This is a genomic window from Hymenobacter sp. NBH84, from assembly GCF_014217645.1.
In the GTDB taxonomy this organism is placed as follows: Bacteria; Bacteroidota; Bacteroidia; order Cytophagales; family Hymenobacteraceae; genus Hymenobacter; species Hymenobacter profundi.
The window spans coordinates 2,548,743-2,571,891 of the sequence record NZ_CP043644.1; the positions used below are offsets into that span (position 1 = coordinate 2,548,743).

At 58.6% G+C, this 23,149-nt stretch carries 20 protein-coding genes; 11 read left to right on the forward strand and 9 right to left on the reverse strand.

Annotated features, from left to right (window positions below):
* The first annotated feature begins 28 nt into the window (after positions 1 to 28).
* The gene (locus tag F1C16_RS10715) at positions 29 to 598 is read left to right on the forward strand and encodes an LUD domain-containing protein (RefSeq protein WP_185280645.1); all 570 of its coding nucleotides are present in this window, start codon (positions 29 to 31) and stop codon (positions 596 to 598) included.
* 197 nt (positions 599 to 795) lie between these two features.
* Here F1C16_RS10715 and F1C16_RS10720 read toward each other — a convergent pair whose 3' ends face one another.
* The 3 genes from F1C16_RS10720 to F1C16_RS10730 all read right to left on the reverse strand — a co-directional run bounded on the left by F1C16_RS10720 (position 796) and on the right by F1C16_RS10730 (position 4,350).
* The gene (locus F1C16_RS10720; protein ID WP_185280646.1) at positions 796 to 1,560 is read right to left on the reverse strand and encodes an SDR family NAD(P)-dependent oxidoreductase; all 765 of its coding nucleotides are present in this window, start codon (positions 1,558 to 1,560) and stop codon (positions 796 to 798) included.
* Between the two features lie 358 nt (positions 1,561 to 1,918).
* The gene (locus F1C16_RS10725; RefSeq protein WP_185280647.1) at positions 1,919 to 3,235 is read right to left on the reverse strand and encodes a cytochrome P450; all 1,317 of its coding nucleotides are present in this window, start codon (positions 3,233 to 3,235) and stop codon (positions 1,919 to 1,921) included.
* 134 nt (positions 3,236 to 3,369) lie between these two features.
* The gene (locus F1C16_RS10730; protein WP_185280648.1) at positions 3,370 to 4,350 is read right to left on the reverse strand and encodes an aldo/keto reductase; all 981 of its coding nucleotides are present in this window, start codon (positions 4,348 to 4,350) and stop codon (positions 3,370 to 3,372) included.
* 103 nt (positions 4,351 to 4,453) lie between these two features.
* On the opposite strand from F1C16_RS10730, the gene F1C16_RS10735 reads away from it, so the two are divergent.
* From F1C16_RS10735 to F1C16_RS10745, 3 genes are all read left to right on the forward strand, one after another.
* Positions 4,454 to 4,903: a GNAT family N-acetyltransferase gene (locus tag F1C16_RS10735; RefSeq protein WP_185280649.1), complete on the forward strand. Its 450-nt coding sequence runs from the start codon at positions 4,454 to 4,456 to the stop codon at positions 4,901 to 4,903.
* Between the two features lie 35 nt (positions 4,904 to 4,938).
* The gene (locus tag F1C16_RS10740) at positions 4,939 to 5,658 is read left to right on the forward strand and encodes a haloacid dehalogenase type II (RefSeq protein WP_185280650.1); all 720 of its coding nucleotides are present in this window, start codon (positions 4,939 to 4,941) and stop codon (positions 5,656 to 5,658) included.
* 98 nt (positions 5,659 to 5,756) lie between these two features.
* Complete coding sequence (locus F1C16_RS10745) at positions 5,757 to 6,194, forward strand: hypothetical protein (RefSeq protein WP_185280651.1); 438 nt, start codon at positions 5,757 to 5,759, stop codon at positions 6,192 to 6,194.
* Between the two features lie 12 nt (positions 6,195 to 6,206).
* Here F1C16_RS10745 and F1C16_RS10750 read toward each other — a convergent pair whose 3' ends face one another.
* The 5 genes from F1C16_RS10750 to F1C16_RS10770 all read right to left on the reverse strand — a co-directional run bounded on the left by F1C16_RS10750 (position 6,207) and on the right by F1C16_RS10770 (position 11,574).
* Positions 6,207 to 6,635: an EamA family transporter gene (locus tag F1C16_RS10750; protein WP_185280652.1), complete on the reverse strand. Its 429-nt coding sequence runs from the start codon at positions 6,633 to 6,635 to the stop codon at positions 6,207 to 6,209.
* Between the two features lie 278 nt (positions 6,636 to 6,913).
* Positions 6,914 to 8,038 (reverse strand): 3-isopropylmalate dehydrogenase, encoded by a 1,125-nt coding sequence (gene leuB, locus F1C16_RS10755; protein ID WP_185280653.1) that lies wholly within the window; start codon positions 8,036 to 8,038, stop codon positions 6,914 to 6,916.
* The gene (gene leuD / locus F1C16_RS10760) at positions 8,026 to 8,622 is read right to left on the reverse strand and encodes a 3-isopropylmalate dehydratase small subunit (RefSeq protein WP_185280654.1); all 597 of its coding nucleotides are present in this window, start codon (positions 8,620 to 8,622) and stop codon (positions 8,026 to 8,028) included. The genes leuB and leuD overlap by 13 nt, the downstream gene beginning before the upstream one ends.
* 190 nt (positions 8,623 to 8,812) lie before the next feature.
* The gene (gene leuC, locus F1C16_RS10765; protein WP_185280655.1) at positions 8,813 to 10,222 is read right to left on the reverse strand and encodes a 3-isopropylmalate dehydratase large subunit; all 1,410 of its coding nucleotides are present in this window, start codon (positions 10,220 to 10,222) and stop codon (positions 8,813 to 8,815) included.
* Positions 10,223 to 10,407: 185 nt separating this feature from the next.
* On the reverse strand, positions 10,408 to 11,574 hold the full coding sequence (locus tag F1C16_RS10770; protein WP_185280656.1) for a 2-isopropylmalate synthase: 1,167 nt from the start codon (positions 11,572 to 11,574) through the stop codon (positions 10,408 to 10,410).
* Positions 11,575 to 11,729: 155 nt separating this feature from the next.
* Here F1C16_RS10770 and F1C16_RS10775 point away from each other — a divergent pair, with 155 nt between their 5' ends.
* Positions 11,730 to 13,274, forward strand: a complete 1,545-nt coding sequence (locus tag F1C16_RS10775; protein ID WP_185280657.1) for a hypothetical protein — start codon at positions 11,730 to 11,732, stop codon at positions 13,272 to 13,274.
* Between the two features lie 188 nt (positions 13,275 to 13,462).
* Here the strand turns inward: F1C16_RS10775 and F1C16_RS10780 are convergent, their stop codons facing one another.
* Positions 13,463 to 15,130, reverse strand: coding sequence for a M28 family metallopeptidase (locus F1C16_RS10780; RefSeq protein ID WP_185280658.1), 1,668 nt, complete (start codon positions 15,128 to 15,130; stop codon positions 13,463 to 13,465).
* 370 nt (positions 15,131 to 15,500) lie between these two features.
* On the opposite strand from F1C16_RS10780, the gene F1C16_RS10785 reads away from it, so the two are divergent.
* From F1C16_RS10785 to F1C16_RS10810, 6 genes are all read left to right on the forward strand, one after another.
* Positions 15,501 to 16,643 (forward strand): Gfo/Idh/MocA family protein, encoded by a 1,143-nt coding sequence (locus F1C16_RS10785; protein ID WP_185280659.1) that lies wholly within the window; start codon positions 15,501 to 15,503, stop codon positions 16,641 to 16,643.
* Between the two features lie 141 nt (positions 16,644 to 16,784).
* Positions 16,785 to 18,059 (forward strand): PAS domain-containing protein, encoded by a 1,275-nt coding sequence (locus tag F1C16_RS10790; RefSeq protein ID WP_185280660.1) that lies wholly within the window; start codon positions 16,785 to 16,787, stop codon positions 18,057 to 18,059.
* 81 nt (positions 18,060 to 18,140) lie between these two features.
* Positions 18,141 to 18,503, forward strand: a complete 363-nt coding sequence (locus tag F1C16_RS10795) for a hypothetical protein (protein ID WP_185280661.1) — start codon at positions 18,141 to 18,143, stop codon at positions 18,501 to 18,503.
* 65 nt (positions 18,504 to 18,568) lie between these two features.
* Positions 18,569 to 20,212 (forward strand): M28 family peptidase, encoded by a 1,644-nt coding sequence (locus F1C16_RS10800; protein WP_185280662.1) that lies wholly within the window; start codon positions 18,569 to 18,571, stop codon positions 20,210 to 20,212.
* A gap of 241 nt (positions 20,213 to 20,453) precedes the next feature.
* Positions 20,454 to 21,329 (forward strand): DNA/RNA non-specific endonuclease, encoded by an 876-nt coding sequence (locus tag F1C16_RS10805; protein ID WP_258048875.1) that lies wholly within the window; start codon positions 20,454 to 20,456, stop codon positions 21,327 to 21,329.
* A gap of 284 nt (positions 21,330 to 21,613) precedes the next feature.
* Positions 21,614 to 23,074 carry an alpha-L-fucosidase gene (locus F1C16_RS10810; RefSeq protein WP_185280663.1) on the forward strand — a complete coding sequence of 487 codons (1,461 nt, stop codon included), beginning with the start codon at positions 21,614 to 21,616 and terminating at the stop codon, positions 23,072 to 23,074.
* The last annotated feature ends 75 nt before the right edge of the window (positions 23,075 to 23,149 follow it).

Below are 23,149 nucleotides of genomic sequence, written 5' to 3' on the forward strand. Positions count from 1 at the left end.
CAAAATCACAACTTCATACTTTCACCTCTTGTCTTCTTCCCGCGAGAAAATACTGGCCGCCGTGCGCGCCAACCAGCCCGATGAGCTACCGCTGCCTACCGTGCCGTCTTTCGAGGGCGACGAATCGGTGGAGAAGTTTACCAGCATCGTGCAAGGCATAGGCGGCACAGTGGTAGACGTGCTGGATGCTACCCGGCTGCCGGAAGTGATTCACCAGCTGTTTCCGGCCGACTACCGTATTGCCTCTCCCCTGCTGCCGGAAGCCAACGTGCCCATAGATGCGCAAACGTCCATTGAGGTGCTTGCAGCCGTGGACTTGGCCGTGTTGCAAGGTGAGTTCGGCGTGGCCGAAAACGGGTCTATCTGGGTGCCGGAAGCCAATATGCTGCACCGCGCCCTACCCATGATTACCCAACACCTGGCCTTGGTCCTCGACCGGCGCAATCTAGTAGCTACCATGCACCAAGCCTACGCCCGCATCCCCTCGGTGGGCGGCTACGGCACGTTCCTGGCCGGCCCCTCTAAAACGGCGGATATCGAGCAGTCGTTGGTGATTGGGGCGCACGGGGCGCGCAGTTTGGTGGTATTGTTAGTATAAATAGCAGAACGGGGTAGCGACACTTTGTGGCCTCGCTACCCCGTCTCGCTTATCTAGCCTAATTATTTAAAGACCGTTTGCGCTAGCTAGTGAACGATGTAGAGACGCATACTTACGTCTCGTCGTTGAACGATTTCGGGCATATGGCGCATGCGACGAGACACAAGTATGCGTCTCTACATCGTTCCAACGGCTTCTTAGTTATTCAGCTTGATAAAGCCGCCGTCCAGCGGGTAGTCGCAGCCGGTTACGAAACCGGCTTCGTCGGAGCAGAGGTAGAGGGCCAGGGCGGCTACCTCCTCGGGCTTGCCCATGCGGCCGATGGGCTGGCTTTTGGACAGCTTATCGAAGATTTCCTCCTCACGGCCGGCGTAGTTTTTGGCGATGAAGCCATCCACAAAAGGCGTGTGCACGCGGGCCGGCGAGATGCTGTTGCACCGGATACCGGCGTCGAGGTAGTCGCGGGCCACGGAGAGCGTCATGGCGTAGATGGCGCCCTTGCTCATGGAGTAGGCAAACCGGTCGGTGATGCCTACCACGGCGGCGATGGAAGCCAGGTTCAGAATGGCCCCGCTACCCTGGGCTTTCATGATGGGTAGGGCGGCGTAGAGGCAGTTGTAGGCGCCCTTCACGTTCACCTGGTACACACGCTCGAAGTCAGCTTCGGTGGTATTTTCCACATTGCCCACGTGCGCAATACCGGCGTTATTCACCAGAATATCAATTTTCCCTATTTCCTGAAATACCCGCACTACCTCCGCCTGCTGGCTGATATTGAGGTGATGCGCCTGGGCTTGGCCGCCGGCCTGCGCAATGGTATCTACGGTTTGCCGGGCGGCTTCCTCATTCAATTCAATGATGTGTACGGTAGCGCCCTGCTTGGCAAATAGTTGGGCCATTGCTTGGCCGATACCACTACCGCCGCCGGTAATTACAGCACTTTTTCCTGTTAAGCTGAACATGAAAATCTACTAGGTTAGGTGGCTTCTGAGCCGCCATGCGGATACTAAAAATGGTTTTAGGGAGAATCGCATGCTATGCAGGCGTTGCAAGATAGCGCATAAAAGGCGCCAACAAAGCGCGTGGTCAGGGTAGTGGCACTACGGATTCCCACGGCCGCAGCACCGGCATCCGACCATGCGTTTGTGGAACAATAGCCTACTTCAAAGCTGCACTATTTCCGGCGCCCTACCCTCCCGCACTCTCCTGCTATGCACTAATAAGCATAGTTTGGCTGATACGCAGAAGCGCCACCCGCACGAATACGAATGACGCCTTGTGCGCGCATCTTACCTTGAGACACCATTCAGTACAACTGCATTAGTGAAATGGGCAGCCCGCAGCGGCGGCCGCAACGGTTGGCGCAGTAGCAATGGGCGCTACGGCTGTAGCTGCGGCCCGTACATTGCGGATAATAAAGCCGCTAGCGGGCAGCGTTGGCATCCGGGTCATGTCCACGCTCAGGTTCTGTTCAGGCACGTCGTAGGTCATGCTAGTGGCCAGCAGCACGGCGGCGGTTTTCATGGTTTCGATGGTGAGCCACTCGCCGGCGCAGCGGTGGTTGTGGGCGTAGTCGCCGCCGCCCTGGGGGATGAAGTTGAATGGGCTGCCGTTCCAGTCGCGGAACCGCTCGGGACGGAACAGGTGCGGGTGCTCCCACTGGCGTTCGTCGTGGTTGATGCCGTGCACGTCGAGCAGCGTGAGCGTGCCCTTGCGGAAACGATAGCCGTGCCACTCGAAATCGGCGCGCACGCGGGCGCCCAGCAGGGGAGTGAAGGGGTAGAAACGGCGCACTTCCTGCGTAAACCACTCGGGGTATTGGGCAGGACCGTTGCGCAGCATTTCGGCGCAACGCGGGTGCTCGTGCAGGGCCAGCGCTTCAAACACCACGTAGTGCCCAATGGCCACAATAGGCCGTATCAGATTCAACAGCTCCACGCTGGCCACGTGCGTAGATAACAGCTTACCATCCAGCTCGCGGTGCCAGGAAATGGCGTGCAGTGCCTTGCCTTCTACGGCGTACTGCTTGCCGGCGCGCACGTTGTCAATCATCTTGCCTACCCACCGCTCGGCGCGGTGGCGGGCCAGCTTGCCCTTGGCGTGGCGCGGCCCTACCCCACCAAACGCGTCAATCATGGCGCTCAGGTCGCGGGCCAGGGGCTTGATGTCCTTCTCCTCGAAGGGCACCCCGGCCCACGCGCACGCCGCCCGGCACAGCACTTCCTCCACTTCCGGAAATAACTCTACTTGCTCCAGCTGCTCCCAGCGGCGCAAATAGGCACGCCAATTCTCGGCTACCAACGTGCTGTACTGGTGCAAGCTGCCGGGCGTCATCAAAGACATAAACAACGCTTTGCGGTGCTGATGGGCAGCATCATCCAGCGTTTGCACGCCGCCCTGCCCCATAAGAGTAGTGAGGATGCGCCGGGGTAGGGCGCCTTCGCGCTGGAAGTGTTCTTGGTTGTAGAACAAGGCCGCGCCTTCCTCACCACTCAAGCACACGGCCTTCTCGCCCATCAGGCGCATCTGGAAAATATCGGAGTGGTGGCGCTTCCACCGCTGGGGCAGAAAATGGTAGCCTTCGCGCAGAAAACTCAGGGTACTATCGAGGGCTTTGTCTTTGGGAATAGCAGTCATCGTCTGATTGGTTGTAGTAGGTAGGAATAGAGTGGTTTATGCATATCATGCTGAGCAGAGTCGAAGCATCTTGCGTGCTGACGATAGATAGTAACCTTCGTCAGCACGCGATCCGCTCAGCATGACCAACAGCCTTACGAGAAGCCCAGCACCGGATGTGGCTGGTAGGGCTCCTCCAGGCGCTTGATTTCGTCCTGAGAAAGCGTCACGCCCACGGCGGCCACGGCATCATCGAGGTGTCCGGGCTTACTGGCGCCTACGATGGGTGCAGTAATGACCGACTTCGACAGCACCCACGCCAGCGCAATTTGCGCGGCGGGTAGGCCGCGCTCCTCGGCAATTTCCGTTACGCGGTCGGCAACGGCAAAGTCATCGTCGCGGCCGTACAGGCTCTTGCCAAAGGCATCGGTTTTGGCGCGCTCAGTTTCGTTTCGCTCCTTGCTGCGGCCGCCCGTGAGCAGCCCCCGCGCCAGCGGTGACCACGGAATCACGCCAATTTTCTGGTCTTCGCACAGGGGTAGCATTTCGCGCTCCTCCTCGCGGTACACTAGGTTGTAATGTGGCTGCATGCTCACAAAACGCGTCCAGCCGTGCAAATCGGCTAGATAGAGCGCCTGCGCAAACTGCCACGCGTACATGCTGGAGGCACCAATGTAGCGTGCTTTACCAGCCTTGACCACATCGTGCAGCGCTTCCAGCGTTTCCTCAATGGGCGTGTTATAATCCCAACGGTGAATCTGGTAGAGGTCCACGTAATCGGTACCGAGACGCTTCAGGCTGGCGTCGATGGCGCTCATGATATGCTTGCGCGACAGGCCCTTATTATTGGGGCCTGGTCCCATGGGGTTGAATACTTTGGTGGCCAACACTACTTCGTCGCGCTTGGCAAAGTCGCGCAAGGCGCGTCCTACCACTTCCTCGCTAGCCCCGTCGGCGTACACGTCGGCGGTGTCGAAGAAATTGATGCCTTTTTCCAGGGCTTGCTTGATGAAGGGGCGGCTTTGTTCTTCGTCCAGGGCCCAGGGCCAGCGCTCGGTGGGCTTCCCGTAGGTCATGGTGCCAAGGCAGATGCGAGAGACGTGCAGGCCGGTGTTGCCCAGTCGGATATAGTCCATACAGTTTGTCGTAGATGTGGGGTCGCCCAGGCGGGCAACGCAATTGTTTCCCTTACTACGGCAATCTTTGCGCCTTCGATTAGACCTTCTCCGCACTTTTACCATGAAGCTGAACTGGACCCTCAAGCCTTACCCTACCCTTTCCCTGGAAGAGTTATACGCCCTGCTACGACTTCGCAGCGAGGTATTTGTGGTGGAGCAAACCTGTGCTTTTCAGGATATTGACGGCCAAGACCAAACCGCCCTGCACCTACTAGGCCGCACCGAAACCGGCGAGCTAGCCGCCTACACCCGTCTTTTCGACGCGGGCGACTGCTACGCGCAAGTGAGTATTGGGCGCGTGGTGGTGTCGCCCGCTTATCGCCGCTCCGGTTTGGGCCAGGAGCTGATGCACCAGTCCATCAACGCCTGCGAACGGGCTTTTGGGCCGCAGCCCATCAAAATTGGGGCGCAGCTGTATCTGAAGGCATTTTACGAAAGCTTCGGCTTTGCGCAGCAAGGCGACGTGTATTTAGAGGATGGTATTGAGCACATTTATATGTTGCGGCCGTAAAAGCAAGCAATTTTCAGCCTTGCCACTCTGCCTGTATGCCCGTAGCACCTCTTCCCAAAGCCCTGTTGTTTGACGTGTTTGGTACGTGCGTCGACTGGCGTACCGGCATCACAAAGGCCGGCGAGGCACTGGGCCAGCGCCTTGGCCTACCGGATACCAACTGGGCAGCGTTTGCTGATGCCTGGCGAGCCCAATACCAACCCCAACTCACGAGTGTGCGCAGCGGCGCACGCCCCTGGACGCGCCTGGAAATCCTCAACCGGGAGTCGTTGGATACTGTGCTGGCCGATTTTGGCTTGCAACAAGTGCCCGCAACCGAGCGCGATGCGTTCAACCTAGCCTGGCGCCACCTCCTACCCTGGCCCGATACCGTAGCCGGCCTGCACCGCCTGAAAACGCGCTTCATCCTTGCCCCCAACTCCAACGCTGATATTGCGCTGGCGGTACACATGGCCAAGTTTGCCAACCTGCCGTGGGACGTCATTCTGGGCGCCGAGGTGGCGCAGCACTACAAGCCGCAGCCCGAAGCCTACCTTCGTAGCGTTGCGGCGCTGGGCCTCACGCCACACGAGGTATTGATGGTAGCAGCCCACAACGAGGATTTGGTGGCTGCCGGAGCTCAGGGCCTGCAAACGGCTTTCGTTGCGCGCCCGTTGGAACACGGCCCCGGCCAAACCGCAGATCTGCACCCGGAGCACGCCTTCACCTACATAGCCCACGACCTGCACGAGTTAGCGGCACAGCTAGGAGCCTGAAAACCCAACTATTCTCTCTGTTACTAGTTGGTTGGACATGCCAACGCTTTTTTTACAGCTTTCCGGGCTTTCTGCATCTCGTAGCCGCTATTTCAGCTTTGCTGCTGGGGCCATCCGTTTTGCTGGCCGGCCGGTGGGGCACCTATTCGCACAAACGGTTGGGGTATGCCTACCTCGGCAGCATGGTGGTGATGCTGGTTACGGCCTTCGGCGTGTACCGTGTATACCACGCTTTCGGCGTTTTTCACTACGCCGCGCTGCTCACACTGGCTACCCTGTTGGCCGGTATGATGCCGGTAATCATCAGGAAACCCGCTTCTGCGTGGCTCACGTGGCATTACTATGGTATGTACTGGTCGGTAATGGAGCTGTACGTGGGGCTGGTAGCCGAAGTGCTTTCGCACCAGCCTCGCTTCTCTTTTCTAACCGTTGCTAGCTGGTCGGTAGGGCTGGTATTTCTGCCCGGCGGGTTGGTCTTCTGGTGGTATCATCGGCAGTGGAAGGCGCTGGTGCGGCAGCGGCCTATGCAGCCGTAGGTACTACCCTACCTACTTCGTGTCGCCGGAGTACGCGATGAAGATGGCGCCGGCTCCCATCAGCGTGACGCCTACTGCCAGTTGCCAGTTCAGCTTTTCTTTCAAGAATACAATAGCCAGAATAACGGAGAACACCAGCGAAACTTTGTCGAACGAGCTGGTGCGGGAGGCCTCGCCCATCTTGAGCGCCTGAAACGAAAACAGCGAGGACATACACGTAATAATGCCGGCTGTTACCAGAAACATCCAGGAGCGGCGGTCAATGCGCTGCACCTCGCTGAAATGTCCCTGAAAAAACACGAAGCTCCAGGCTACTATCACAATCAGCACCGACTGAACAGCAAACCCCACACTCGACTCGATATTCTTAATCCCGATTTTTGACAACGTTACTACCGCCGCCGCCGACAAGGCTGCCAACAAAGAAAAAACAATCCACATAAGGTTATTGGGTAGAAACCGTTCGGTGAGGTTACCGATAGGAGACGTTGGGCGCCGGCTATAGTTGCTTTCTCTGACGCAGGTTCAGAGGATAAGGTTATTTTCTAGGTATGAGTTTCCTGCTTGCTTTCTACTATTGAAATAACAAGTCCTACATGCTCGGTAAACCACTCCGCTTGTACCCGGCAAACATGCGTGATCTTAACGCAAAAAAGTCTGCTAGCTGATTGCTAGCAGACTTTTTTGTTGTTGCTTTCCGGAAAGCGGTAGCACCACCACTAAATAATAGTGCTCATGCCCACAGCAATATTTTCTTTGTACATCTGGCAATCGATGCCACCCGCTACCTGATAGGCAATAAAGTTGCCTACCTGCTCGGTGCTACATGGGGTGAGGGCATTCAGCTCCGGTGTCAGGATGTTGGTGTCGAGGGCGGCTTGCACGGCGGCTTTCACCGCATCGGCTTCTTCCTGCAACCCAAAGTGTTCCAGCATCATCGCGCCCGACAAAATCGTGGCAATGGGGTTGGCAATGCCCCTACCCTTGGCCTGCGGAAACGAACCGTGGATAGGTTCGAACAGGGCCACTTGGTCGCCCACGGAGGCGGAGGGTAGCAAACCCAGCGAGCCGGCAATAACGGAGGCTTCGTCGGAAATGATGTCGCCGAACATGTTCTCGGTCAGAATTACGTCGAACTGCTTGGGATTCAGAATCACCTGCATGGCCGCGTTGTCCACAAACAGATAATCGACGCGCACCTCGGGGTACTGCGGGGCAATCTGCTGCACCACTTCGCGCCACAGGCGCGAGGTTTCCAGCACGTTGGCCTTGTCTACCAGCGTGAGCTTGCCACGGCGCGTTTCGGCAGCCTGAAAAGCGCGGTGGGCAATGCGCGCTACCTCCTCGCGGGAGTAGGTGCAGTGGTCGTAGGCGCCCTGCCCATCGGCCGTGCGGCCCTTGTCGCCGAAGTAGATGCCGCCCGTCAGCTCCCGAAAAATTAGCATATCGGTGCCGCTGATGCGCTCCGGTTTCAGCGGCGAATGTGCCAGCAGCGCGTCGTAAGCCGTCACGGGCCGGATGTTGGCGTACAGGCCCAGCGACTTGCGCAGGCGCAGCAGGCCCTGCTCGGGGCGCACCTTGGCGGCTGGGTTGTTATCGTACTTTGGGTCGCCGATGGCACCCAGCAGCACAGCATCGGCTGCGAAGCAGGCATCCAGGGTTTGCGCGGGTAGCGGGTCGCCGGTGGCGTCGATGGCGCAGGCCCCCATCAGCTGCTGATCGAAGGTAAATTGGTGGCCAAAGCGCTCGGCTACGGCCTCTAGCACCTTAATGGCCTCGCGGCACACTTCTGGGCCGATACCATCACCGGCCAGCACTGCTATTTTCTTTTTTAATACGTCCATGGTCGGGATGTTTCGTAGGCGGCAATGGCCTCTTTTTGGCTTACTAAGAAATCAATATCGTCGTACCCGTTCAGCAGGCACTCTTTTTTGTAGGGGTCGATGGCAAACGGAATGCTCTCCTCCCACACGGGCACGCTCAGTGTCTGCGCGGCCAGATCTACCACTAACTCCATCTGCGGGTCCTGCTCGATCTGCGCCAGCAGGCGTTGCAGCACCTCCTCCGATACTTGCAGGGGTAGCAAGCCGTTGTTCAGCGCATTGCCCCGAAATATGTCAGCAAAGTAGCTGGAAATAACCACCTTAAAACCCGCATCGAAAATAGCCCAGGCGGCGTGCTCCCGGCTGGAACCACACCCGAAGTTCTGACCTGCCACCAAAATCCGGCCAGAATAGCGCGGGTTGTTCAGCACAAAGTCGGGCTTGGGCTGGCCGTCGGCTGTGTAGCGCCAGTCGCGGAACAGGTTCTGACCGAATCCCTCGCGAGTGGTGGCCTTTAGAAAGCGTGCTGGTATGATCTGGTCAGTGTCCACGTTTTCGTTGGGTAGGGGCACCGCGGTGGAACGTAGGACTTGAAATTTTTCCATGTATTGAGTAGCCTGAGATCAGGCCAAAATTTGGAGATAGAAAGAATCTGCTTGTCTGCCCGCCTGTCATCCTGAGCTTGCGAAGGACTTTCTCATGCGTGGACGAATCGTTATTACGCTTGTCGTTCTTGCGTGAGAAGGTCCTTCGCAAGCTCAGGATGACAAGTGGGCAAACAAGTGGGTAAGCTACTTACCCGCCTACCAGCTCTAGCTCGGCATACGCAGGCACGGCGCTGATTTTGCCTTCTACCGCCGCAATGGCCGCTACCAGCGGCGAGGCCAGCAGCGTGCGGGCGCCGGGTCCCTGGCGGCCTTCGAAGTTGCGGTTGGAGGTAGACACGCAATAGGCGCCGGCCGGAATCTTGTCTTCGTTCATGGCCAGGCAGGCGCTGCACCCTGGCTCACGCAACTCGAAACCGGCTGCGGCCAGAATTTTATCTAAGCCTTCCTCTTTCGCCTGCTTTTCTACCTGCTTGGAGCCAGGCACGATGATGGCCTCCACGTGGGGCGCTTTGTGCTTGCCCTGCACGTAGGCTGCCACGGTGCGCAGGTCCTCGATGCGGGAGTTGGTGCAGCTGCCAATAAACACATAGTCAATGGGTTTACCCAGCAACGACTCGCCCGGCGCCAGGCCCATGTACTGCAACGATTTGCTGAAGCCAGCAGCTTCGCTCGGCACCACATTCAGCGGAATGGTGCCGCCTAGCGGAATGCCCATGCCGGGGTTGGTGCCGTAGGTAATCATGGGCGTGATGTTGGCGGCGTCGAAGTGGTGCTCGGCCTCAAACTCGGCGCCGTCTTCGGAGTAGAGCGTCTGCCAGTAGGCCACGGCCTGCTCCCACTGCTCGCCCTGAGGCGCGTAGGGGCGGCCTTGCAGGTAGTCGAAGGTGGTCTGGTCGGGGGCAATCATGCCGCCGCGGGCACCCATTTCGATGCTCATGTTGCAGACCGTCATGCGGCCTTCCATGCTCAGGCTGCGCACGGCGCTGCCCGCATACTCCACGAAGTAGCCCGTGCCTCCGCCGGTACCCAGCTGCGCAATCACGTAGAGAATCAGGTCTTTGGCGCCTACCCCCGGCCGCAAGTCGCCATCCACGGAAATGCGCATGCGTTTGGGCCGGTCGATGAGCAGGCACTGCGAGGCCATCACCTGCGCCACCTGACTGGTACCAATTCCGAAGGCAATAGCGCCAAACGCGCCGTGGGTAGACGTGTGGCTGTCGCCGCACACGATGGTCATGCCCGGCTGCGTTAGGCCCAACTCCGGCCCGATGACGTGCACAATACCCTGGCGCTCATGCCCCAGGCCATATAGCTCCACGCCGTATTTAGCGCAGTTTTCAGTCAGCTTATCTACCTGCGAGCGGCTAAGCGGCTCCTGGATGGGTAGGTGCTGGTTGAGGGTAGGCACGTTGTGATCGGCAGTAGCTATAATCTGCTGTTGCCGGAAAAGTGGCAGCCCGCGCGCCTCGATTTCGTCGAAAGCCTGCGGGCTGGTTACTTCGTGAATCAGGTGGCGGTCGATGTAAAACACCGACAAATCGCCCACGGTTTTGACTACGTGGGCCTCCCAGATTTTATCAAATAAGGACTTGGGCATGGGGTGGGGTGGTCTATTCCATCAGCCCGTCATGCTGAGCGAAGCGGAGCGTAGTCGAAGCATCTCTACCGCTTCGTTATAGTCAAGTATGATTACTCACGGTAGAGATGCTTCGACTACGCTCCGCTTCGCTCAGCATGACGGGCTGCTTTGCTCTGCTTTATTTCTTACTTCACTTCAAAAACTTACTCAACGGCCACCAACTTCTCCTGCTCTACCAGCGCGTGCAAATCGTGGTCTTGCACTTCCTTTTGGCAGTCGGCCAGCACCAGGAACGAGGCGTAAGCTTTGTTGAGCGACTGGCCGCCGAAGGCGTAGCCGAGCTTCTGCAAACGGTAGGCCAGCGCGGCGCGGCCTGAGCGGGCAGTAAGCACAATAGCCGAGTCGGGGGCACCTACCTCCTGCGGATCAATGATTTCGTAGGTAGCGCGGTGCTTAATCACGCCATCTTGGTGGATGCCGCTGGAGTGCGCAAAGGCGTTGGCGCCCACGATGGCCTTGTTGGCCTGCACCGGCATCTGCATCAGGTGCGACACCATGGCCGAGGTTTCGGTGAGCAGCTTGGTGTTCACGCCTGTAGTCAGGCCCAGGTCGCCGTGCTGGCGCAGTACCATCACCACTTCTTCCAGGGCCGTGTTGCCGGCCCGCTCCCCTACCCCGTTGATGGTGCACTCAATCTGCCGAGCCCCGTTGATGACGCCCGCAATGGAGTTGGCCGTAGCCATGCCCAGGTCGTTGTGGCAGTGGGTGGAAAGCGTGACGTTTTCGATACCGCGCACGTTATCAGCGAGGTACTTAATCTTGGCACCGTACTCGGAGGGTAGGCAGTAGCCGGTGGTGTCGGGGATGTTGAGGACAGTGGCGCCGGCTTTGATAGCCGCTTCGCACACACGAGCTAGAAACTCGTTGTCGGTGCGGCCAGCGTCTTCGGCGTAGAACTCCACGTCCTCCACAAAAGATTTAGCCAGTTTCACGGCGGCTACGGCGCGCTCCACTACGTCCTGTTGGGTGGTGCGTAGCTTGTGCAGCACGTGCAGCTCGGAGGTGCCAATGCCGGTATGAATGCGGGGGTAGCGGGCCTTGCGCAGGGCATCGGCGGCCACACGAATATCGTTTTCCACGGCGCGGGTCAGACCGCACACGGTGGCTTCGCGGGTTTGGGCGGCAATGGCCTCCACGGCGGCAAAATCGCCAGGACTCGACACTGGAAAGCCCGCCTCGATAACATCCACGCCGAGTAGTTCCAGCTGCCGGGCAATTACAAGTTTCTCTTCCTTGTTTAGCTTGCAGCCCGGCACTTGCTCGCCGTCGCGCAGCGTGGTATCAAATATCTGGATGTTGTGCGCTCCCATAGTAGATGCGAAAATTGTGAGCAGATTTCAGTCTACTAACTACGGCGGGAAAGTTGGGCTTCGGAAAAGGATATTGGAAATTGTTACTATTTCTAATGCCTTGAACATTTCCAAAAGCGTTTGATTACCATACTATTAACTTCCGCATTCTTACAATGCCAAACGAAGCAGGCGAATCGGTATTTCAGCTCATCAAGTCGCTGACGCGCTCCGAAAAACGGCATTTCCGACTGTCGGCCGACCGCCCCGGGGCGGCCGAAGATTTGAAGTTTTTGCAGTTGTTCGACGCTCTCGATCAGCTCCCACACTACGACGAAGAACGAATTCTGACACTGGCACCAGCCATAAAAAAGGTGCAACTCGCCAACCTCAAGGCTAATCTTTACCGGCAATTATTGTCCGATTTGCGCCTCTACCACGCGGGCCAGAACGTGGATATTCAGTTGCACGAGCAGTTGGGCTACGCCCGCGTGCTCTACAACAAAGGCTTCTATCAACAGAGCCTAAAAATGCTGGACAAGGTGAAGAATATTGCCTACCAACAACAACTCTCCCACATTGCCCTGCTGGCCTTGGATTTCGAGAAGCTGATTGAATCGCAGTTCATCACGCGTAGCCTAGAGGGTAGGGCTGAGGAATTGGCGAGTGAGTCGGCCGGTACGGCGGGGCAGGTGAGCCAGCTGCACACACTGTCGAATGCGGCGTTGCAGATGTATGGGCTCTACCTGAAAACCGGCCATGCCCGCAACCAGCAGGACTACGAGCAGGTAACGGCGTTTTTCCGGACCACCTTACTTCCTACCAACGTGCAGCGGGGTGGCTTCTTTGAGCAGCTATACTACTACCAGGCGCACGTGTGGTACTACACCATTGTGCAGGATTTCAGAGCTGGCTACCGCTACGCCTACAAGTGGGTAGAGTTGTTTGAGCACACGCCGGATATGAAAAACCAGCAGACCATGCTCTACATCAAGGGCGTGCACAACCTGCTGGCGTATCTGTTCAACACCTTATACTATAGTCGTTTTCGGGAAGTACTGGCTACGTTGAAAGCGTTTGCCGCCGACCCTAACCGGCGCTCTACCCCCAACATTGAGGCGCTGCTGTTTCAGTACATCGCCACCAACGAAATCAACCTGCACTTCCTGGAAGGTCGCTTCACAGAGGGATTGACGTTGATTCCGGGCTTGTTGGGGCAGCTAGACGAGTACCGGCTGCAACTCGACATGCACCGCCGCCTGGTGTTCTACTACAAGATTGCCAGCCTCTACTTCGGCAGTGGCGACAACGAGAAGGCCATTGAGTACCTCACCAAAATCATCCAATTCAAGGAGGTGAGCCTGCGCGAGGACATCCAATGCTTTGCCCGCATCCTAAACCTGATTGCCCACTACGAAGCCGGCCAAGATGAGGCCCTGGACTATCAGATTAAGTCGGTGTACCGCTTCCTAGGCAAGATGAACGAGCAGCAGCAAATGCAAGTGGCCATCTTCCGCTTCCTGCGCACTGTGGGCGACCTCACGCCCGGCGAACTGAAAGGCGCGTTCACCAACCTCAAAAACCAACTCATCGCCATTGCCGTGAACCCACTGGAGCGCCGGCCTTTCCTCTACCTCGACATTATTTCCTGGCTGGAAAGCAAGATTGAGAATGTGCCGGTGCAGGAGATTATGCAGCGGAAGTTTCGGGCGATGAAATAATGTGAAGTGGTGAGTTTGTGAAGTTGTGAATGAGAAAACGTTTGTCATCCTGAGCGTAGCGAAGGACCTTATGCCAGTCGAACGACTATCGTAACAACGACTCGTTCTACCGTGATAAGATCCTTCGCTCCGCTCAGGATGACAAACGTTTTCTCATTCACAACTTCACAAACTCACCACTTCACCTTTTACCGCTTCACGCTTTTAAACTCCGAACCCTCTTTCCACTGCGGGAAGGTGGTTTCGCTGGCGAGTTTCTTGCCTACCTCGAAGTAGAGTTGCGCGTCCTGGGCGATGCCGGACAGGTCCCAGCTGGGGTCGAACTGGTCGGCGGGCTTGTGGTAGTAGTTGGTGGTGTACTCCTGACGCTTTTGGGCGATGTATTCTTTGCCTTTCTCGCGGCTTTCGTAGCCGCCGCTGGCGTAGAGCGAGGGCACGCCCACGTGGGCAAAGCTGAAGTGGTCGGAGCGGTAGAACATGCCGGTTTCGGGCTGCTGATCGGGTAGGATGTAGCGACCTTGGGCTTTCGCCGCCGCCTGCGCGTAGCTTTCCAGCTCCGATTGGCCGTAGCCGATGACCGTCAGATCCTTCATCTTGCCGAAGGGCCAGAGCATGTCCATGTTCAGGTCGGCTACGGTTTTGTTGAGCGGGAACGGCGGATGCTGGGCGTAGTAGGCCGAGCCGAGTAGGCCCTGCTCCTCCCCCGTCACGGCCAGAAACACGATGCTGCGGGCGGGCTTCTGCGGGGCCTCGGTGAAGGCCTTGGCAATGCTAAGCAGCGCCGCCAAGCCAGTGCCGTCGTCCACGGCACCGTTGTAGATGGAGTCGTTGGCAATGGCTTTGCCTACCCCGAAATGGTCCCAGTGGGCCGAGTAGATGATGTACTCATCAGCGCGGGTGGTGCCGGGCAGCACGGCCAGCACGTTTTTACTGGTTTGGCGGCGCAGCTGGTTTTGCAGGCTGGTGCTGAAGGTTAGGCCGCCCAGCGGCCGGGCCCGGAAGCCCTTGGTGTTGGCGGCGGTGTAGAGCTGGTCGTAGTTCTGGCCGGCGGCCTTGAAGAGGCGTTTGGCCGCGTCGAGAGTCAGCCAACCTTCCACGGCACACTTGCTGGCGCCTTTGTCCTCGGTTTGGGGGCGCAGCTTGGGCCCTACCGCCCCGCTCAGCACCACCGACCAGGGGTAGGCGGCCGGCTTGGTGTCGTGTACGATGAGCAGGCCAGCGGCGCCGTGGCGGGCGGCTTCCTCGTATTTGTAGGTCCAGCGGCCGTAGTAGGTCATGGCCTTGCCCTTGAAGAAGGTAGTGTCGTTGCCAGCGTTGCCGGGGTCGTTTACGAGCACCACCACGGTTTTGCCCTTCACGTCGAGGCCTGCGTAGTCGTCCCAGCCATACTCGGGCGCTACTACGCCGTAGCCGGCAAATACCAGCGGCGAGTTCTGCACCGATACGGTGGGCTGCTCGCGCTGGCTGAACACCACGTAATCGTCTTTGTAGTTCAACGTCAGCTTTTTGCCGTTGCCGGCAATTTGGGCCGTGGGCGCGGGTTTCACGCTGATTTCCACCATCGGCACGGGCTGGAAGTAGCTGCCCGATGGAGCCGGCTTCAAGCCAAGCTCTTTGAACTGCGCGGCCAGATAGGCGGTGGCCTTTTCCTCGCCCTGCGTGAAGGGTTTGCGGCCCATCATCTCATTCGACGACACTTCGCGAAGGTAGCCGCCGATGGTGGCTGCCGTGATGCTGTCGGCGCCTGCGGCGGTGGTTTTGGTGGCGGCGGTGCTGGCCGTGGTAGTGGGCTGGCTATTGCAAGCGGCCAGCAGTGCCAGCGCAGGCAACAAGTAAGTAGGGTAGGAAAGCTTCATATATAAAAGACCAAAGGAGGTTCACAATAGTAAGCAAAGAACGTGGTCCGGCCCACTGGTGCAGCTCCGCAGTGGGTCCGCTGCACCATAACCTTCCTGCCATGAAGACAGTAACTACTCACGCAAGCGGCACGACTCGCAGGTGGGCACCTGCCGGTCGGAACGAGCCTCGTGCTGATGGCTGCCTACGCGTTGCGCATACGGCGCGGGCGTTAGTAGCCGGCAACCGGTCGGGCGCCTGCGGCGTCGGACCGACAGGCGCTCGTTACATAAAGCCTATCTAACACAACCAACCTCAGCAACAACGAGACACAACTGTGTGTCTTTACTCCACGCCGCTATTCTTTCCAACTCGCTATCTTTTCCGCCGATGAAAACCACTGACTTTCTTACCCACCGCCGCCAGTTTGTGCAACGTTTGTCGCTGGGTCTGGGTGCTGCTTTCTTGGGGCTACCCTTGCTATCGGAAGCCCGGCCGCAGGGGCGCAAGCTAGGTATCGCGCTGGTAGGACTGGGCGGCTACAGCAAAGGGCAGCTGGCGCCCGCTTTACAGGAAACTAAGAATTGCTATCTGGCCGGCATCGTGACGGGCTCGCCGGAGAAGGTGCCCGAATGGCGCCAGAAATACAACATTCCGGAGAAGAACGTCTATTCCTACGAGACCTTCGACCAGATTAAGGACAACCCGGCCATTGATATTGTGTACGTAGTGCTGCCCAACGCCCTACACGCCGAGTACGTGGTGCGGGCCGCCAAGGCCGGCAAGCACGTTATCTGCGAAAAGCCCATGGCTACCTCCGCCGCCGACTGCCGCCGCATGATTGAGGCATGCCGCACGGCCGGCAAAAAGCTCAGCATCGGCTACCGCCTGCACTTCGACCCGCACAACCTGGAAATGATGCGCTTGGGTCAGCAGAAGGTATTTGGTCCGGTTAAAAAGCTGGAATCAGACAACGGTTTCACGATGGGCAAGAACGAGCGGCCGTGGCGCATTCAGAAGAAGCTCTCGGGCGGCGGGCCGCTCATGGATATGGGCATCTACTCGGTGCAAGGCGTGATTTATACAAAAGGTGCTCTACCCGTGTCCGTAACGGCCAACTACCCCAAGGAAACGCGCCCCGAGCAGTTCAACGAGGTAGAAGAATCTATCAACTGGCAATTCAAGTTTGCCGATGGCTCTACGGCTGACTGCCGCACCAGCTACACCGAAAGCATGAGCCGCTTGCGCGCTGAAGCAGCCAACGGCTGGTTTGAGTTGCAACCAGCTTTCGGCTATGGCGGCTTGAAGGGCGAAACCAGCAAGGGCAAGATGGACAAGCAGAACGTGAACCAACAGGCCCGGCAGATGGACGATTTTGCTACCTGCATCTTGCAAAACAAACCCACCCGCGTGCCTGGCGAAATGGGCCTGCGCGATGTGCAGCTCCTGGAAGCCATTTACCGCGCCGCCGATACTGGCAAAGCCGTATCAACCAAAGACATAGTGCAGATTCTCGACCACGTAAATAAGTAGCCTCTACTACCCGCGGGCGGCAGCTGACATACTCTTGGTTTTTGCGCGACTCCCAACGCTGGTGCGCATTGCGGTATAGGTGTATCTTTACTGATATTCCTACGTATTCGCGCTGTATCCGTCATTCTGCGCTCCAGCTTCATGTCTACTCCCACCCTGCCCATCGATTACCAGAAGCTTTTTCACGCCCTACCCGATAACTTCCTGCTGATGGCCCCCAACGAGGAGGCCACCGTGCTGGACAACACCGATAGCCACGTGGCTGTGTCGTTGAAAAGCCGAAGCCAGGTGGTAGGCAAGCCGCTGTTCGAGGCTTACCCGGTGGCAGATCAGAATGAAGTCGATATTCTGGCTGGCTCCCACGCCCACGTACGCCAGCACCGCACCCCGCACACCATGCCCCTAATTCGGTACGATCTGGAGCGTCCGGCTGAGCAAGGCGGCGGTTTTGAGGAGCGCTACTGGCAGGCCACGCACTACCCCATTCTGGATGAGCAGGGCAGCTTGCTGTACGTTTTGCAAAAGACAGAAGACGTAACCGAGCAGCACCGAACCTTCTTGCGCAATCAGCAGATGCAGCGCGAGTTGGCGGAGCAACAGGAGCGCACGCGCTTCATTGTGGAGTCGTTGCCGGTGATGATCTGGACTACGCGCCCCGATGGCACTCCGGAAAGTTTCAACGCTCGCTGGATGGAATTTACGGGCGCTTCGCAGCAGGAAGTAGCGGGCAAAGGTTGGCTGGCCCTGCTACACCCCGAGGATGCGCCGCGCGTGGCGCAGCAATGGAAACAGGCCGTAGCTAAACCGGCGCTGTTTCAGATTGAATACCGCCTACGCCGCCACGACGGGCAGTACCGCTGGCTGCTGGTGCAGGCCCTACCCCGCTTCACGCCAGAAGGGGAAGTGAGCATGTGGATTGGCTGCGGCATTGATATTCAGGCCCAAAAGCAGCTGGTAGAAGAGCTCCTGGTGACTAACGAGCAACAGGCTGCTCTTTCGGACCAAGCCTACCAGGCATATCAGTTGGCTGAAAGTCAGCGCCTCACCCTCAACAATCTACTCATGACGGCCCCGGCCGTTATCTGCATCTTGCGGGGAGCCGAGCACCGGTACGAGTTTGTGAACCCGGAATATCAGCGCCTGTTTCCGAATCGGCAGCTGGTAGGCAATACCGTGCTGGAAGCCCTACCCGAGCTAGCCGACCAGGGCATTCAGCAGTTGCTGGACCAGGTATACGAAACCGGTGAGCCGTTTATTGGCAACGAAATCGAGATATTGCTGGCCCAGGAAGGCTCCAGCGAGCTGCGTAAGCATTACTTCAACTTCACGTATCAACTCTTCAAGGAAAATGGCCAGAAAGCGGGCATCACCGTATTTGCGTATGACGTAACGGACTTAGTGAGTGCCCGCAAGTAGTAGAAAGATGCCACGCCGCCCGCGGCTGTTCTTTTTTAAAGCCGACTCTCCCGGTAGCATTTTTGCCGCCTCTCCCCTTGCATGGATATAAGCACACTGGATTTTCAACAGGCACGCATCAAACTGGTGCTCTTCAAATCGCGCTTACGCTCCGTGCTCTACGGCGTGCGCGAGCCCGAAGACACCCTGTTTGTGCTGCGCGAAAATCCGTTGGGACAGTGGCTTTACACGGTGGTAAAGCCGAAATACAACGACTTTCCTGAGGTGCGCGCCATTGAGCAAACGATGCAAACCATGCTCGATACGGGCCGCGACCTAGTGCGCCAATACCAGCGCGACCAGATTGAGCAGGCCCGCGCCGGCCTGGAAAAAGTGGAGCAGTACGCGGCTCAGATTGAGACGCTCTTGCTCAAGCTGGAACAAAGTACCCGCGCTGCCGCGTAAGCACCGCCGTCTTTTTTGCAACTTGTGCGCCCCGAATCACGTGATTCGGGGTTGCTTTTTTGCGTATGCTTTTCCGTTCTTTTCTCACCGCTTTCGGCGGCTTGTTGCTTGCCGCGCCGGCTGCTTCGGCGCAGTCTTTCACTGTTGACAAGCCAGTGGCCCGGGCGTTACGTTCCGTGCAACCCACTGACGTTAAAAAACATATCTGGTATCTGGCCGACGACAAGCTGCGTGGCCGCCAGCCCGGCACACCCGGCTACCAGATGGCCGTAGACTACGTGGTAGGGCAGCTCAAAGCCCTCGGCATGCAGCCTGCTGGCGACAACGGTACCTACACTCAAACCGTGCGCCTGCGCCGGGCCACTACCCTACCCGGCGCTACCCTCAGCATTAATGGCCGTCCCCTTACCTACGGCCCCGATTTCACCCTGAACCCCAACCCTGGCGCGCCCAGTAGCTCCGTAACCGCCCCGCTGGCCTTTGCTGGCTACGGCATCAGCGCCCCCGAACTGGGCTATGACGACTACGCCGGCCTCGACGTGAAGGGCAAGGTAGTAGTAGTGGTGCGCGGGGCACCCCGCAGTTTTCCCAGCACGGTGGCTTCGGCCAGCCAGGATTTGCTGGTGGTGATGCAAACGGCCTTGCAACACGGTGCCGTGGGTGTGCTGGTGGGTAGTACCAACCCGAAGGCGCCTGCTACCCCATCCACTGTGAAGCGCCAGACCTACAATGTGTTGGATGCGCAGGGCCAAGTAGCCAACTCGCGCACGTTTTTGAAGGGGATGCAAGTGGTAGGCAATCTGAGCACGCCTGCTTTTCAGGCGTTGTTGGTTGCATCGCAGTTGGACACCACGCAGATACTGCCGGCTTTGCAGAGTGGCAAGCCGGCCTCCAAAGCCCTTGCAGGCACCTTGCAAGCTACGTATCAATCGGGTTACCATGATTTTGAGAGCTACAACGTGGTGGCCAAGCTGACCGGTGCCGACCCGCAATTGCGCGACCAGTACGTGGTGCACAGCGCCCACCTCGACCACCTGGGGGTAGGCGCGTCCGTGCGCGGCGACTCCATCTACAACGGCGCCCACGACAACGCCTCGGGCGTGGCCTCGGTGCTGGAAATCGCCAAGATCTACAGCAAGCTGAAGGGCAGGGACCAGCCGAAACGCTCGGTGCTGTTTGTGCTGCAAACGGGCGAAGAATTGGGCCTATTAGGCTCCGCGTATTTCGCTAGCCACCCTACTGTGCCTAAGGAAAATATCGTGGCCGACATCAATACCGACATGCCCACGATTATTGCGCCGCTGCTGTCGGCGGTGGCGCTGGGGGCGCAGCACTCGTCGCTGATGGGGCCGGTGGAGCGGGCTACCGCTTACCTGGGCATCGGGCTGGAGCAGGACCCCGAGCCGGAGCAAAACCGCTTCATCCGCTCCGACCAATACAGCTTTGTGATGCAGGGCATTCCGGCCCTGCATATCAAGTACGGCAACAAAACCGCCGACGGCAAAAACAACCTCAGCGAGCAGGTGCAGGTGTGGCGCGCCGCCACCTACCACAAGCCCCAGGACGATACCTCCGGCACCTTCGATTTTGAAGCCGGCCGCCGATATGCCCAGCTTAACTTCCTCATTGGCTACCAGGTGGCCCAAGACCCGCAACGCCCTACCTGGAACCAGGGCGACTTTTTCGGGACGCGGTTTGGGAAGAAATAACTTTGATTATTGCAGTAGGACGTTTCGGAAGATAGTCTCGTCGTTGCTGATATAGTTTGCTAGAACAGTGCTAACACGAGTTCAGCGATGAGACGCAAGTATGCGTCTCTACACTGTTCCAGCGACCTTTCTAGTAATTGCAACCGACAACTGATGTGAATCGACCTACTAGCTACATCAGAACATGCTAGCGCTACGGGCAGCGGCGCGGGTTCCGCGGGCCAGCGCGTAGCTTTGCACCATGATGTTCCTACCCTTCTGCACTACTCTTTCCCTGCGTCGGGCGCTGCGCTTTCTGCTACTGGCCGGCCTGGTGAGCGCCAGCGCTTGCACCGATGAGCCAGACCCCACTGCCCCTACCCGCGACGATAATCTGGCTCTGGGCAACCCCAGCGGCGCCACGACCGACGAGAAGCAGCCCACCAACTACTTGCTAAGCAAGCCCCAATTTGCGCTCAGCTACCACCGCGACCGGGGCATCCCGAACTGGGTGAGCTGGCACCTGAGCAGCGCCTGGCTAGGCTCGGCCCCGCGCCAAGATGACTTCCGCACCGACGCGGCCCTACCCCGCGGCTGGTACCAGGTCACGACCGGCAGCTACACCGGCTCGGGCTTCGACCGGGGCCACAACTGCCCCTCCGCCGACCGCACCCGCACGTTGGACGACAACTCGGCTACCTTCCTGATGACCAACATCATGCCCCAGGCGCCCAATAATAACCAGCGCACATGGGTAGGGCTGGAAAACTACTGCCGCACGCTAGTTGACCAGGGCAATGAGCTGTACATCATCTGCGGTAGCTACGGCCGGGGTGGCACCGGCAGCAACGGCTACGCCACCACCCTCGACGACGGCCGCGTGACCGTGCCTGCCCGCTGCTGGAAGGTAGTGGTGGTGCTACCAGTAGGCACCGACGACGCCCGCCGCGTCTCTGCCGATACCCGCGTCATCGCCATCAACACCCCCAACCGAAATGACCTGAACTCGGATTGGGCTGGCTACCGCACCTCCGTAGACGCCATTGAGCAGGCCACGGGGCTGGATTTGCTCTCGGCGGTTTCCACCGCCGTGCAAGCCACCATAGAGGCGCGGGTAGACAATGGCCCCACGCAGTAGGTGTTGTCTCCTTGTTGCTGAGATTGAAGTTTATCCATTGGATGTTGCTAGAACGGTGTAGAGACGCATAGTTGCGTCTCATTGTTGAACGATTTCGCCCACACGGCGCAACCGACGAGACGTAAGTATGCGTCTCTATACCGTTCACTATTTAACCCAAACAGCTTCCGAGTATCTTCATCGTCTACTGATGCGAGTTATTCAACGACGAGACACAACGTATTGTGTTTCTACCATATACACTCCGCTGAGAACCTAGCAACTCCTCCTAAACCACGCCTCTTATGCCGTTCATCCATTACGCGCCCTGGCTGCTACTGGCAGGCATAACCGCCGCAACGCAAGCCCAAGCTCAGTCCACCTACCAGCCTACCTGGGCTTCGTTGGATCAGCGCCCGGTGCCGCAGTGGTTTACGGATGCAAAGTTTGGCATTTTCATTCATTGGGGCGTGTACTCGGTGCCAGCCTACCGACCCGTGAGTCCCCGCCCCTACGAAACCTACGCCGAGTGGTACGGGGCCGATGTGTACGGCAATGCGGCGCTGCGTGAGAGCTTTCACAACAAAAACTACGGCCCCACCTTCACCTACCGCGACTTTGGGCCGCTGTTTCGGGCTGAGCTGTTCGACCCCGCCCGCTGGGCCGATTTGTTTGTGCGGGCCGGCGCGCGCTACGTGGTGCTCACCTCGAAGCACCACGATGGCTACTCTCTGTGGCCCACCACCGCCCCCTACAAGCAGCAGTGGAACAGCGGCGCCGTGGGGCCGAAGCGCGATTTGGTGGGCGAGCTAACCCAGGCCGTGCGCGCCCGCGGCCTAAAAATGGGCCTGTACTACTCGCTGATGGAGTGGGAAAGCACTCCTACCACCAGCCGACCCGGCGGCTACTACCTCCCGCCCGCCGACATTGCGAAGTACCAGATACCCGACGCGCAGTACGTAGACCAGAACTCCCTGTGGCAGCTCAAGGAGCTGGTTACCCGCTACCAGCCGGCCCTGCTCTTTGCCGATGGCGAATGGGACCGGCCCGCCAAGTACTGGAAAAGCCGCGAGTTTCTGGCATGGCTTTACAACAACGCCCCCAATAAAACGGAGGTGGTCGTGAATGACCGGTGGGGCCGCGACACCCGCAGCCAGCACGGCGGCTACTACACCAGCGAGTACGCCAGCGACAACGACAAGGTAGGCGCGCACCACCCATGGGAGGAAAGCCGCGGCATGGGCCAGTCCTACGGCTTCAACCGCGCCGAAAACATCGACGACTACCTCTCCTCGGCCCAACTCGTGCACCAGCTCATCGACATTGTGAGCCGGGGCGGCAACCTGCTGCTCAACATTGGCCCGGCGGCCGATGGCACCATTCCGGTGCTGATGCAGGAACGGTTGGTGGACATTGGCAAGTGGCTGGCTATCAACGGCGAGTCTATTTACGGCACCACCATATGGGAGCCAGGCATTGCTCAAGACGAGAAAAACAAAACGCTTTACTACACCGCCAAGGGCAACGACCTGTACGTGCTGGCCACGGCCTGGCCTGCCGCTCCCTTTGTGGTAGCCGGCGTGCGCCCTACCCGCAAGCCGCCCCAGGTGACGCTGTTGGGTAGCCCGGTACCAGTGAAAGCCACCACCAAAGGCAACCAGCTCACCATTCAGCCGCCTACCCTAAGTCCGGCGCAGATCCCTTCGCCGCTGGCGTACGTATTCAAAATCAGTGGCGGTGCGGCACTACCCGCCGCCGGCCGCTGAAGGCGCGGCTTGTTTTCTCAGGCTGACGCGGTGCGGGCGACTTCGCCCTACCCCCTCACTTGCGGGTAGTCCCAT